This is a genomic window from Erythrobacter sp. W36 (assembly GCF_057364935.1).
In genome coordinates this window covers 3,120,656-3,134,086 of the sequence record NZ_CP200281.1, presented here as the reverse complement: position 1 = coordinate 3,134,086, position 13,431 = coordinate 3,120,656, and the positions used below count along the sequence as shown (strand labels likewise).

At 59.9% G+C, this 13,431-nt stretch carries 9 protein-coding genes and 1 pseudogene; 4 read left to right on the top strand and 6 right to left on the bottom strand.

Annotated elements, in window-relative coordinates:
• The first annotated feature begins 21 nt into the window (after positions 1-21).
• Positions 22-2,397 (top strand): FtsK/SpoIIIE family DNA translocase, encoded by a 2,376-nt coding sequence (locus tag AC0V6U_RS15410; protein ID WP_472644007.1) that lies wholly within the window; start codon positions 22-24, stop codon positions 2,395-2,397.
• A gap of 11 nt (positions 2,398-2,408) precedes the next feature.
• Positions 2,409-2,834: a thiol-disulfide oxidoreductase DCC family protein gene (locus AC0V6U_RS15405; protein WP_472644006.1), complete on the top strand. Its 426-nt coding sequence runs from the start codon at positions 2,409-2,411 to the stop codon at positions 2,832-2,834.
• 101 nt (positions 2,835-2,935) lie between these two features.
• Here AC0V6U_RS15405 and AC0V6U_RS15400 read toward each other — a convergent pair whose 3' ends face one another.
• Together AC0V6U_RS15400 and AC0V6U_RS15395 are read right to left on the bottom strand one after the other, a co-directional pair.
• The gene (locus tag AC0V6U_RS15400; RefSeq protein ID WP_472644005.1) at positions 2,936-4,000 is read right to left on the bottom strand and encodes a substrate-binding domain-containing protein; all 1,065 of its coding nucleotides are present in this window, start codon (positions 3,998-4,000) and stop codon (positions 2,936-2,938) included.
• A gap of 114 nt (positions 4,001-4,114) precedes the next feature.
• Positions 4,115-5,488 carry an OprO/OprP family phosphate-selective porin gene (locus AC0V6U_RS15395; protein ID WP_472644003.1) on the bottom strand — a complete coding sequence of 458 codons (1,374 nt, stop codon included), beginning with the start codon at positions 5,486-5,488 and terminating at the stop codon, positions 4,115-4,117.
• Between the two features lie 290 nt (positions 5,489-5,778).
• On the opposite strand from AC0V6U_RS15395, the gene AC0V6U_RS15390 reads away from it, so the two are divergent.
• Positions 5,779-7,491, top strand: a complete 1,713-nt coding sequence (locus AC0V6U_RS15390; protein WP_472644002.1) for a sensor domain-containing diguanylate cyclase — start codon at positions 5,779-5,781, stop codon at positions 7,489-7,491.
• Here AC0V6U_RS15390 and AC0V6U_RS15385 read toward each other — a convergent pair.
• The 4 genes from AC0V6U_RS15385 to AC0V6U_RS15370 are packed head-to-tail and all read right to left on the bottom strand — an operon-like array spanning position 7,488 to position 11,455.
• Positions 7,488-8,468: an oxidoreductase gene (locus AC0V6U_RS15385; RefSeq protein WP_472644001.1), complete on the bottom strand. Its 981-nt coding sequence runs from the start codon at positions 8,466-8,468 to the stop codon at positions 7,488-7,490. The two genes, AC0V6U_RS15390 and AC0V6U_RS15385, sit on opposite strands and share 4 nt — an antisense overlap.
• Complete coding sequence (locus tag AC0V6U_RS15380; protein ID WP_472644000.1) at positions 8,431-8,757, bottom strand: oxidoreductase; 327 nt, start codon at positions 8,755-8,757, stop codon at positions 8,431-8,433. Before AC0V6U_RS15380 ends, AC0V6U_RS15385 begins: the two co-directional genes overlap by 38 nt.
• A complete protein-coding gene (locus tag AC0V6U_RS15375) occupies positions 8,754-9,185 on the bottom strand; it encodes an acyl-CoA thioesterase (protein WP_472643999.1) in 432 nt (143 codons plus the stop codon). Before AC0V6U_RS15375 ends, AC0V6U_RS15380 begins: the two co-directional genes overlap by 4 nt.
• Complete coding sequence (locus AC0V6U_RS15370) at positions 9,182-11,455, bottom strand: S9 family peptidase (protein ID WP_472643998.1); 2,274 nt, start codon at positions 11,453-11,455, stop codon at positions 9,182-9,184. The genes AC0V6U_RS15375 and AC0V6U_RS15370 overlap by 4 nt, the downstream gene beginning before the upstream one ends.
• A 123-nt stretch (positions 11,456-11,578) precedes the next feature.
• Between AC0V6U_RS15370 and AC0V6U_RS15365 the strand changes: the two are divergent.
• A pseudogene (locus AC0V6U_RS15365) lies at positions 11,579-13,397 on the top strand (aminopeptidase P family protein).
• Positions 13,398-13,431 lie beyond the last annotated feature (34 nt).

Genomic DNA, 13,431 nt, shown 5'->3' with positions numbered 1-13,431 from the left:
CAATTCAAAGGACGCGAGAATATGGCGACACGGGCCATCAATACCAGAAAAGCCAATCCAGACTGGCGGGCCGCTTTCCGCCGGTCGATGCGCCGCTTTGCGCAGATGACTGGCGCGGCCGCGCTGATCGGGACGCTCGGCTTTCTCTCGCTCTCGCTCGCCAGCTACACGCAAACCGACCCCAGCCCATCCACCGCCGCCGCTGCCAATGAAGTTAGCAATTGGATGGGCGTATGGGGCGCATGGGCGGCCGACCGGGTGCTGTTCGCATTTGGCCTCACCGCAATCCTGCTCTTGCCGCTGCTCTATATCTCGGCGCGCAAATTGTGGCTCGATGTTGAAAACGGCGATGAAGAAGAGACCACGCGCTGGTGGCTGCCGACCGGGCTACTGCTGATCGCAATGGTCCTGCTCTCAACCGTGCTCTCGCTAGCCTTTGACGGGACAGGCGGCACTTTGCCGGCGCAATTGGGCGGTGTTTCAGGCCTGCTCGGAGCCTCCGCAATCGAGGCCGTCGCGGCAAGATTTGGCGAGGGCGCGGAAGGCTGGGTCATCCTCGGCCTGGCGCTCGCCTCGCTCGCCGCCGGTGTTGCGCTGCTCACGCGTATCTTCGCGATTGATTGGCGGGCGCTGCTGACCCTGCCAGACTTTGTGCGGGGCAAATTGCTCGCGCGCGTGCCCGGCTTTGGAGCCTTACCCGATGGGCCGGACCTGTCGCTGCCCAAGCTTTCTGGCGAGCCCAAAAAGGCCAAAGCCAAGGGTAAGGACAAGGCCGAACCGATCATTGAACCATCCCCGCGCCGCGCACCAGAAATCACCGATCCCTCCGCTCCGCCGAAGCGCGCGGCCATGGCCAAGACGAAACAGCGCGACATGTTCGCGACTTACGATCTGCCCAGCCTCGATCTGCTCACTCCGCCGCCAGAAGACTTTGCGCCCAAGCTCGATAAGCTGGCGCTGGAGCGCAATGCGCGCCTGCTCGAAAACGTGCTCGACGATTTCAACGTGAAGGGCGAAATCACTGCCGTTCGCACTGGCCCCGTCGTCACCATGTACGAGCTGGAACCTGCACCGGGTATCAAGGCCAGCCGCGTTGTTGGCCTGGCCGAAGATATCGCGCGCAACATGTCGGCCATTTCGGCCCGCGTTTCGCCGATCCCGGGTAAGACCGTAATGGGCATTGAGCTGCCCAATGCAGACCGCCAAATGGTGATGCTGAAAGAGCTCGCCGCCTGCGCCGATTTTGCTGAAAGCAAGGGCGCTTTGCCGATGATCCTGGGTAAGGATATCGCCGGTGAGCCGATCATCGCCGACCTTGCCGCCATGCCGCACCTGCTGGTCGCAGGCACCACCGGCTCGGGTAAATCGGTTGGCCTCAACTGTATCCTGCTCTCGCTGCTTTACCGCTTCACGCCAGCGGAATGCCGCATGATCCTGATCGATCCTAAGGTGCTGGAGCTGGCGAGTTACGACGACATCCCGCACTTGCTATCCCCCGTGGTGACAGAGCCGCATAAGAGCGTGCGCGCGCTTAAATGGGCGGTTGAGGAGATGGAGCGGCGTTATCGCATGATGTCCTCGGTCAACTCGCGCAATATTGGCAATTTCAACGAAAAGGTCAGCGCGGCTGCCGCCAAGGGGACGCCGCTTGGCCGCCGCGTACAGACCGGGTTTGATCCAGAAACCGGCGAAGAGCTGTATGAAGAAGAACAGCTCGATTATGAGCCATTGCCGCTGATCGTGATTATCGTCGACGAGCTCGCTGACTTGATGGTCACCGTGGGCAAAGAGATCGAAGTTCTGATCCAGCGCCTCAGCCAGAAATCGCGCGCCGCCGGTATCCATCTGATCATGGCCACGCAGCGCCCATCGGTCGACGTCATCACCGGCGTGATCAAAGCCAACTTGCCGACCCGCATCAGCTTTAAGGTCACCAGCCGGATCGACAGCCGCACCATTCTGGGCGAGCAAGGCGCAGAGCAACTGCTGGGCAAAGGCGACATGCTGTACAAGCCGAACACTGGCGCGATGATCCGGGTCCATGGTCCGTTTGTGTCGGACGAAGAGGTCGAGGCGGTAGCCGATTTCTGGCGCGCTCAGGGCAAGCCTGACTATGTCGATGCGGTCACCGAAGAGCCGGAAGACGGCGGCGGATTTGCCTTTGAAGACGAGATGACAGCCAGCGATGATCCGGCCGAGCGCAAATATCGCCAGGCCTGCCAAGCGGTGTTTGAAGCGCAAAAGGCCAGCGGTTCGTGGCTGCAACGGCAAATGGGCGTCGGCTACAACACGGCGGCGAAATGGATCGAGCGGATGGAGAGCGAAGGCCTGGTCGGCCCGGCAAACCATGTCGGCCGGCGTGAGATTTACCGCGATCAGGACGGCAACCCGCTCTAAGGCGGCTGACCATGCCCGATGAAACCACGCAGCTGGGCGAGCGGGGCCACGCGATCATCCTGTTCGATGCTGAATGCGTGCTGTGCTCAGCCAATGCGCGCTTCGTCCTGAGGTTCGACCGCGCGGCTCATTTCCGCCTCGCCTCGATGCAAAGCGATGTCGGCGCCGATCTGTTTCGGCGTTTCGGCATTGATCCAAGCGATCCCGACACAATCATCGTGGTCGAAGAGGACAAAGCTCGGCGCGACAGCGATGCGGTGATCGCTATCTACGAAGGGCTGGGCTGGCCATGGAAGGCCGCAGCAGCGCTGCGCATATTCCCGCGCGCGCTGCGCGACCCGGTCTACCGTCTGATCGCGCGCAATCGCTATAAAATCTTTGGCAAGCGCGAGACCTGCTGGCTGCCGCCAGAGCATTTGCGGGACCGCATGCTGTGAAGCGCGCGCTGATAATCGGCGGCCTTTCGTAACCCCCAAAAGCAAAGGGCACGGTCCGGCGTCATGCTAGACCGCGCCCCAAGTGCATATTGTGTCGCTGATTACTCGCCTGCTGGCGCTTCCAGTTCAGCCTTGGTCAGTGTCAGAAGGTCGGTTACCCGCGCTTCGTTTGCTGCCATCACGTCAGCTGGTGATGCGACCAGGCCGATCTTGGCAAGCGGGCCGTCAGCTTTCCAGTTCTTCACCCACTCGGCGAGGTACAGGTCGAGGCCTGGGATCGCGTTCATGTGGTTCTTCTTCACGTAAACATAGAGCGGACGCGCACCGGGATAGGCGAAGCTGGCGATGTTGTCGTAGGTTGGATCGACATTGTTCATCGGCAGGCCTTTGACCTTGTCGGCGTTCTCTTCGAGGTAAGAGAAGCCGAACACGCCAACCGCGCCCGGATCATTTTCGATCTTTTGAACGATCAGATTGTCCTGCTCGCTCTGGTCAACATAGGCGCCGTCGCTGCGCACTTCGGTGCACACTTGCTGATGCTTGTCTTTGTCTTCTGCCTTCAGCGCTTCCATTTCTGGATTGCTGTCACAGCCAGCCTCAAGCACCAATTCCTTCAGCGCGTCGCGCGTGCCGGAGGTTGATGGCGGGCCGTAAACCAGGATCGGTTCCGCTGGCAGCGATGGATCAACATCGGCCCAGGTCTTGGCGGTCTGTTCGCCGCCATATGGGCTTTTCGCCAGCGCTTCGTAGACAATCTTAGGCGTGAGGTTCAGCGAGATACCGTCTTGCGCAGCGGCAAAAGCAATCCCGTCGAGGCCAACTTGCAATTCGATAACGTCAGCAACGCCGTTCGATACGCAGGTCTCAAACTCGCTGACCTTCATACGGCGCGATGCGTTGACCATGTCTGGTGTGCTGGCGCCTTCGCCGGTGCAGAACAGTTTGATGCCGCCGCCAGAGCCGGTGGATTCGATCAATGGTGATTTGTAATCAGGGTTCGAGCGAGCGAAGCTTTCAGCCACTTGCTTAGCGAACGGATAGACCGTCGATGAGCCAACCGCGCGGATCGAATCGCGGGCACCGCCAGCGCCGCCTCCGCTTTCGCTGCAACCAGCGACTGCGACCGAGGCCATAAGAGAGATTGCAATTGTTTTAGTGAGTTTCATCAGGATGGTCCTTGATAGAAGAATTCATGGGCGCGCTATGCGGCCTATGTGACATGCTTATGACAGCAGCAGGCAGGGCGCCGATACGCGCCGCGCCGTGCCGCCGCCGCGAAATTAAAAGTCGATCTGAGCGCGAACGCCGAAGGAATCGACCCCGTAGGACGTATCGCCCGTTGCCGTTGGCAGAACCGCATCATTGTACTGCAGGCGGCCATAATTTGCGAGCAGCATGGTGTAATCGGTCGGCTTCCACACCAGCGACAGGAAGTATCCGTCTTGCGTGCCGCCAAAGACACCGCCATCATTCAGATCAAGCCGGTCATAGCGGGCGTTAATCTGCAGCGAACCCATACCGCCTTCACCAACCGGATTGGCCGGTTTGGTGCGGTCAAACTTGCCGCCCTTATAACCGCGTGTATCGCCCGAGGTGAGAAAATAGCCAACCTCGGCATAGCCGCCGAAGAAGCTTGGATCGTCCATGCCAACCGGCATTTCGAGGTTCTGCCAATATCCCTCTACCGCCGCGTGGAAGCGGCCCGAGATAATGGCGCTTTCCAGGCCAAAGCCGGTTTCGCTTTCTGCGCCCAGATTGCCGGTGTTGATGAAGCGTTCGCTGGTGAAGCCAACGAGTGGACGCTGGCGATAGCGAACCGTGCTGCCATCTTCATAAGAGCGATAGTGCAGTGAGCCGCCAAGGTGCAGCTGAGCATCGCCAAGCTTTGGCATGTAGACCACGCGGCCATCGGCGCTCCAATTCTGGTTGGAGAGGCGGTCCATATTATCGGTGAACACGCCGCCTTGAACCAGAACATCGCCCGCGCCGTAGGTGACGCCGACGCCGACGCGGCGGATGAAGTTGAACGCATCGGTGTAGGCCGCACGCTCAATGAAAGAGGTGTGCAGGCTGCTGGTTAGCTCTTCCAGCCCTTGGAAATTGTTGAACTGGCCGACCTGAATATCAACGTCGCCAGCTTCGTAAGAGATGATTGCGTCGGTGACGGTGAGATCGCTGTTGGCGACATCGACTTCGAACTTATAGCCAAATCCGCCCGGCATATCGCCAGAAATGCCAAGACGCGCGCGGCGCACATCATTGCCAAAGCCTTCTTCGGCTCCGGTTGAGTTCGGCGCGTTGATGAAGCCCGCATCATATTGCAGGCGCCCGCGCGGCTTAAAGCTCCAGCCGCCATCCGCTTTGATCTGCGGCGTGCCTTTAAACTCAATGCTGGCTGCGTCTTGCTCTTTCTGGGTCTCTTGGACCGCAGCAATTGCTGTGCCGGCAGATACTGCTTCGGCTTTTGCCGCGACGGCCTCGGCCTCGACATCTTCCAGCTCACCTTCGAGCTGATCAATGCGAGCGGCCATTGCCGCCATTTGCTCGCGCATTTGCGCCATTTCTTCGCGCAGATCGCCGCTGTCTTGAGCGCTGGCAGGGGCGGAGACCACCATGGCGCCAGCCAGTGCAATAAGTGAAACGTTACGTGTCATCGGATTCCCTAACCTTTGCAGATTCGAGACGCGTCTATGACCGGTATGCGACGGATTAGTGACAATCGCCGCCGTAACTTTTCAACAGGGCGAATAATGCGGCGGCGCTGCACGGCTGACCGGTGCAAAGCGCCCCGCGCCACCTGAGCGCAGCCCCACTAAACCAATACTTGCGAATACTTATACGCACTCAAAAAAACGTCGGATTTTCTTACAAGGCTTTAACCTGCTCTAAGGGGTTTTACCGTAGTTAACATCTCGTGACACGGGTTTGGGTTAACGATCTTTTCTTGGCGCTGATTTTCGCGCTGGTCGCCGCGCTGGGCATATCACCTGCCGCAGCGGCAGAAACGCGTGCGCCCTGCATCGTCTCGGGTGTCCTGGTTGACGCGTCGGGCGAAACTCCAAAAGTTAACGCCGCAGCGAACACGGAGCAGAACTGGAATTGCAAACCCTTAACCAATGAGCCCGCTGGCGGCGATTGGACATTGCGGTTCGACGTCGCGGAGGGCGAAACCGCTCCCACAGTGCTCTACACCCGTCTCGGCCATTTCGATCAGCTCGATCTGGCGGTGCAAGACGCCAATGGCCGCTGGACTTATGAAACCAAGACGATGGCCGACATGGAAAGCGCCATCGGCTCTCCTCACATCTACACGGACCTACCCAGCAGCGCCGCGCCGCCGCGCCGAGTGCTCGCGGCCTTCACCGGCAATGGGCACGGGCCGACGCTCACCCGGGCCGAGCTGCTCGATGAAGCGCCGGGCCTTAGCGAGAGCGATGTCGCGGCCCTACTCGCATTGGCCGCCTTGATCGGCGTGCTGCTGATCCCAATCGCGCTCGACGGGGCGTTTTTGCTCGTTTTGCGCCAATCCTTCCTCGCCTGGCACATTGCCCTCTCGGTGGTGTTCGCAGTGATGATTGCGACGCGGGCCAATCTGTTTGGCCTGCTGATGCCGATGAGCGCCGAGGTTCTGCGCGTCAGCCTGATCATGAGCATGGGATTGGGCGTGGCGGTCGCGCTGATGTTCACCCGCAGCTTTATCGAGCCGGGCAAGATCTCCGCCAAGCTCCACCGTATCATTCCCTATGCCGCCGTTTGGACCGTCGCTGTCAGCATCATCCATGCGGCCTCTTTCGAAGTGCTTCGCCCGCTAGGCGGAAACTTCCATTCCTTCAGCATGGCCGTGCCGATCATCGTATTGGTCATGGCCTTGGTCGACGCCTGGCGCCGCGGCAGCCGTTCGGTGAAGTTCCAGCTGTTCGGCTGGGCACCGATGTTCTTGGCGACCTTCATTCAGATTGTGACCCACGTCTTCCCGCTTGGCGTGCAGCAAGACGCGCTGCCGATTTTCTACATTGGCATTTTGTCAGAGGGCATCGGCACTGCGCTGGGTGTGGCCGACCGCTTCCTGCAAATCCGCCGCGAGCGCGACCGCGCGCTGCGCGATGCGCGAGAGCTGACACACCTGTCAGAACATGATCCGCTCACCGGCCTGCTCAACCGCCGCGCGGTGGAGACCCGCTTTGATGATCTGCGTGAACAAGGCTTTGACACCTTTGCATTGCTTGATCTCGACCGCTTCAAACAGGTCAACGACAAATACGGCCACCAGATCGGCGATGCCGCTCTAACCGCCTGCGCCGATGCCATTCGCGGCGGCGAAAATCGCGATTCCATAGCGGTGCGTCTGGGCGGCGAGGAATTTGTGATCCTGCTGCGCGGCAAGAACACGCGCCAGCGCGCCGAGGCTTTCCGTGAAGCCGTGCCAGTGCGTATCATGCACGATGTTGCAGGGCTAGACATGCCGGTCACCGCCAGCATGGGCCTTATCGAATTGCCGCGTCATGACACGACCATGATGACCTTCCACGACATGTATGCGCGCGCCGACATGCTGCTGTATGAAGCGAAGGCCGCTGGTCGCAATCGCATGAATTATGAGCGTCTGACCCTGTTTGCAGGCTCGCCCAACAGACGCACGCGAAAGAGCGCGGCCTAGCTGGCGCTTGAGGCTCGCCACGCACGGTAGCGCTTCGCCCGCTGCGCCGCGCGCCATTGATCGGCCAGCAGTGCCTTCACCGGCCAGCCGCCATCGCCCGGTGGTTTAGCCTTCGCCATGTTCTCCAATTGCGCCTTAGTCAGCGCCATTGTCGCCAGCGCTTTTAGCGTATCGCTCGACCAATTGGCCTCTGGCAAAGTCACATCAGCGTTCTGTTTGGTTTGCCAGTGGTTGGGCAAAGCCGGATCAGCAGCCATCGCCCGCGCAATGCCGAGCAGCTCCACACCAAAACCGTTCTCGTCCAGCGCCAGCGCCGCCTCTGCCACATCCAGCTTTGTGATCCCGCCCGTCACCATGATTGGCATGTCGGCGACCTTGGCAATATCGCGGGCGAAGTCGACGAAATAGGCCTCTCGCTTTTCGGTCGAACTGCTGGGCGCTTCTTCCTGCGGATTGCCTTGCATCGCCGGGCTTTCATAAGAGCCGCCGGACAGCTCAACAAAGTCGATGCCGCGCCCTTTCAGCCATTGGACGACCTGCCGCGCGTCTTCGAATTCAAACCCGCCGCGCTGAAAATCAGCAGAATTGAGCTTAATCCCAACACCAAAGCCTTTGCTCACCCGCGCGCGAACCGCATCGACGATTGCGAGCAGAAAACGCGCGCGGTTTTCGAGGCTGCCGCCCCATTCATCGCTGCGCTGATTGGTCAATGGTGAGAGAAACTGGCTGACCAGATAGCCATGCGCGCCGTGGATCTGAACGCCGTCAATGCCCGCCGCCTCGGCCAGTTCTGCTGTGTCGGCAAAGCGCGTGATGATCGCCGCTATCTCGTCCGCTTCGAGCGCGCGAACCGGCGCAAAAAGCGAGGAAAATTTACCCAGGTTCAGCTCCACGCCTGATGGCGAGACAGCGGTTTCGCCGAGGCTCTTATACAGCTGCTTAGCCCGGATGGCTGATCTGTAGCCAGAATTGACCACCGCCCGATTTGGCCAGTTTGGCCCAATGCTTGAACGGGGCAAGATCGGTGCCGTTTTGCAGGACAACGCCGCCCGGCCCGGTCAGCGCAGATGGGTCAACCATGACATTGCCTGACAGGATCAGGCCCGCGCCGCCATCGGCCCATTGCTGGTACAGGCTGAACAGCTTCTCGCCCGGCAATTGGCCGGGTTGGACCGCCAGGTTCTCCTCCATCGCCGCCTTGCAAATGCGATTGGGCAGGACCGTGCCATTGGGCAGCGTCAAAGGTTCAAAAAGTAGGCTGGTCATGAATTCTCACTGATTTGAAATGGAGCGATGACTTCGGGGCGCACGCGGGCAAGGCGCTGGTTCGCGCGCTCCAGCATGGCCCATGTGGTGCGGGCCGCGACGATCACTTTGCCGCTGGCATCGCGAAACTCGACAAGGCGGTCTGACTTTGCACCGTTGGGCGGATCGGGGATCCAGGTGGTGCCCTCACAGCTCTCGCCACTGGGAATATTGCCGCGGTAATCAATCTCATGCCGGATCACGACCCAGAAGAACGCCTCGACATGCGCAGGGTCAGCCGCCGCCTCCCAATGCGCGGTTGCAAGGTCCTGGATCCACTGGACCCAGACCGAATTGTTCACATGGCCGAGCTCATCAATGTGCTGAGGCTCAGCGGTAAAGGCGCGGGTGAACTTTCCGGTCACTTGGCCGCGCGGTTGCTCGCTCAATTGCCCGCCTTTTCCGTTGCTTCGTCCGTCATCCCCATCTGCCACAGGATGAAAGCAAACTCCTCCGCCGTTTCGCGTAGGGAATTCCACCGGCCCGATTGGCCGCCATGCCCGGCGCCCATATTGGTCTTCATCAGCAGGATGTTGTCATCGGTCTTCGTGTCGCGCAGCTTGGCGACCCATTTGGCTGGCTCCCAATAGGTGACGCGCGGATCGTTGAGGCCGGCAGTCACCAGCATGGGCGGGTAATCCTGAGCTGTTACCTGATCATAAGGTGAGTAGCTGAGGATATAGGCGAAGGCCTGCTTACTCTCGATTGGGTTGCCCCATTCCTGCCATTCGCCCGGCGTCAGAGGCAGGCTTTCATCCAGCATTGTGTTCAGCACATCGACGAACGGCACGTGGCTGACAATGGCGCCATATTGTGCCGGGTCTTGATTGATGATCGCGCCCATCAATTCGCCGCCCGCCGAGCCGCCGCTGGCGGTCACTTTGCCCTCTGCGGTGTAGCCCTGAGCAATCAGTCCGCGGCCGACATCGACGAAGTCGTTGAAGGTGTTGGTGCGCTCATTGAGTTTGCCCTGAAGATACCAGCGCCGCCCGAGGTCATCGCCGCCTCTGATATGGGCGATGGCATAGGCAAAGCCGCGATCAACCAGACTAAGGCGCGTGGTCGAAAAGCCCGGCGGCACGGCATAGCCATAGGCACCGTAGGCATAGAGGTGGAGCGGGCCGGGACCTTCCATTCCTTGCGCGGCAAGCAAGTCCTTGCGGTCTTTCCGATAGACGATACTGACCGGCACCATGGTTCCATCGCGGGCCTCAACCTCCAGCCGCTCTGTTGCGTAAAGGCTGGCGTCATAACCGCTGGGGATTTCCTGCTGCTTCAGCAGAGTTAGCCCAGCGCTCGCCACATCATAATCATAGACCGAATCCGGCGTGACCATGCTCTCGTATGACAGGCGCAGTTTCGACACATCATACTCAGGATTGTTGGACAGCCCTGCGTTATAGCTCGCCTCGGGAAAGGCGATGGGTTTGGCCACGGTCGGCGCATCATATTGCCGCAGCTGGATCTGATCGAGGCCGTTCAAGCGCCCCTCGGTCACGAAGAAGTCCTTAAACAGCTCAAAATCAGTGAGGTAAAACTCGTTTGAGCCCGCAATCACCGTTTCCCAAGTGCCCGGCGCATCAATGCTGGCCTTGGCCAGGCGGAAATTGATGTGCTCATCATTGGTCCAAATGAACAGCTCGCCATCGCGCACGTCGACCGAATATTCGACGCCCTTTTGCCGCGCCTTCACGAGGATCTGCTCGCCGGTCGGATTGTCCGCGGGCACGAGGCGCACTTCGCTGGTCTCATTATCGCCGCTGGCAATCACCAGCCAATCTTCCTGCGCGGTCAGGCCGGTGCCAACAGAGAAGCTCTCATCGGCTTCCTTGTAGAGCACAACGTCATCATCCGATGACGTGCCAATGACGTGCAATTTTGCTTCGAGTGTGCGCCATTCTTCACTCGAAGGGCCGTAAACCAGTGCGGTGTCATTCGCGACCCAGGTCAGGCCGCTGCGCAGGTTCGGGATCTCATCGGCCAGCAGCTCGCCAGTCTGCAAATCCTTGATCCGCGCGGTGTAGCGTTCTGCCCCGCTGGTATCAGTGGAATAGGCGAGGTATCGGCCATTCTGGCTGATCGAGGCCGCGCCCAGACGGAAATATTCAAGCCCCTCAGCCAGCACGTTCTCGTCCAGGATCAGCTGCGCCTCAGCCGCCTCCCCATCTGCCACCGCTTTGCGGTAATGCTTGCGATATTGCGCGCCCTCTTCAAACTCTGACCAATAAAGGTAGTCGCCATCCTTTTGCGGAACCGTGCTGTCGTCTTCCTTGATGCGCGCGCGCATTTCGGTGAACAGCGCCTCGGTGAGGCCCGCTTGCGAGCCCATATTTGCCTCAAACCAGGCATTCTCCGCCTTCACATAATCCAGCACATCCTCATCATCGATCACCGGATAGGATTGGTCTTTGAGCCAGTGATAGGGGTCAGAAACCGTGATCCCGTGGTGAGTGAATGTGTGTTCGCGCTTTTCCGCAATCGGCGGAGAGGTTGGGGCCGTCTGGCCCGTTTCACTGGTCACGTTGGATTGGTCCTCTTGGGTCTTTACCTGGGCAGATTGGGCCTGGGCGGATTGGATCGGCAGTACGGCCAGCGCGATTGCCAGCGTGAACCCGCAGGCCGACACGCTCGAAAGCGAGGGTATACGCATGCTTGCCATGGATAGAGCCGATCCTTTGCCAAATTATCGCAGCGCTTTAAACACCGCGCGCTGCAAACTATGCTATTGTCATAGCCGAACGATTGCGCGTCGCAAGCGCATGGCCCTTTAGGAAACGACCAAATGCTGATGCAAACCCACGAAGCCCGCCTGTCTGCCCTGCGCGAGGAATTGAAGCGCCGCGAACTTACTGGCTTTGTCGTGCCAATTTCCGATGAGCATATGAGCGAATATGTCGGCGACTATGCTCAGCGGCTAGCCTGGCTTACCGGGTTCGGCGGATCGGCCGGTTTTGCCGTCGTCACTCTGGATCATGCCGCGATGTTTGTGGATGGCCGCTATACGGTGCAAGTCCGCGATCAGGTCGACGGCGCGCTCTATGAATATTGCAGCATTCCGGGCGACAGCTTCACCGCATGGCTGGCCAAACACGCCGAGCAAGGCGCGAAAATCGGCTATGACGCGTGGCTGCATACGGCAGGCTGGGCGAAACAGACCGGCACGCAACTGAAAGACAGCGGGTTGGAACTTGTCGCGACAAATGGCAATCCGATCGATGCCGTTTGGCAGGACCAGCCAGAGCCCTCGCTAGCCCCCGCGATTGCCCATGAGGATGCCCATGCGGGCGCCAATTCAGCAGAAAAGCGCGCGCAAATCGCCGATTGGCTGAAGGAAAACGGCCATGATGCGTTGGTCGTCTCTGCGCTCGATTCGATTGCCTGGCTGCTCAATATTCGCGGCCAGGATGTGACCCATACGCCGGTTACCTTGTCCTATCTGGTCGCCCATGCAGATGGCCACGCAGAGCTGTTTATTGCGCCTGAGAAAGTCACTCCGGAGCTGACCCAGCACCTGGGCAATGCGGTGACGATCCGCGCGCGCGATGAGTTTAGCGCGGCGCTCAGCGAAATGGGCGGCAAGAGCGTGAGCGTCGATCCCAATTTCGGGGTGGCGGCCATTGCCCAGACCCTCACAAAGGCGGGCGCGAAAGTGGCGCTGAAAGCCGACCCGACGATCCTCGCCAAAGCGATCAAGAACCCAGTCGAACAGCAGGGTCACCGCGATGCTCAGGCGCGTGACGGTGCGGCGGTTGCCCGCTTCCTGCGCTGGCTGGAGGTGACCGCGCCCAGCGGCGAGGTTGATGAGCTGGGCGCAGCAGCAAAGCTGGAAGAATTTCGCCGAGCAGCACAGCGGTCTGCGCGATCTCTCGTTCGACACGATTTCAGCTGCCGCAGGCCATGCCGCTCTGCCGCATTACAAGGTCGATGAAGACAGCAATATCACCATCCCGCCCGGCAGCATTTATCTGGTCGATTCTGGCGGGCAATATTCCGATGGCACCACCGATATTACCCGCACGGTGTGGATCGGCACCGCTGATGGCGCCGCTCAGCCGAGCGAAGAAATGCGCGACCGCAACACGCGCGTTTTGAAAGGGCATATCCAGATCGCGCAGGCGGTATTTCCTCAAGGCACGAGCGGCGGACAATTGGACGTGCTCGCACGGCAATATCTGTGGGAGGCCGGGGTCGATTATGCCCACGGCACCGGCCACGGCGTCGGCAGCTTCCTCGCCGTGCATGAGGGGCCTCAGCGCATTGCCAAGCCATTGGGCGGGCAAGCAGGCACCAATCACGAACTGCACGCTGGCATGTTCCTCTCCAACGAGCCGGGCTATTACAAACCCGATGCCTTTGGCATTCGGATCGAGAATCTGGTGCTAGTCGAGGAACGTGCAATCGACCGCGCAGAGGGCACCTATCTGGGCTTTGAAACGCTCACGTTCGTGCCGCTCGATCGCAAGCTGATCGACAAGGCGCTGCTCACGCAAAGCGAGATCGCATGGGTCAACAGCTATCACGATCAAGTGCGCGCTTTGCTAGCGCCGCAGCTGGATGGCGAAGACCTTGCATGGCTGGAACGGGAATGCGCGCCGCTGTAACTGGCGGTATGCAAAGGCGAATTTGGCACGCTTG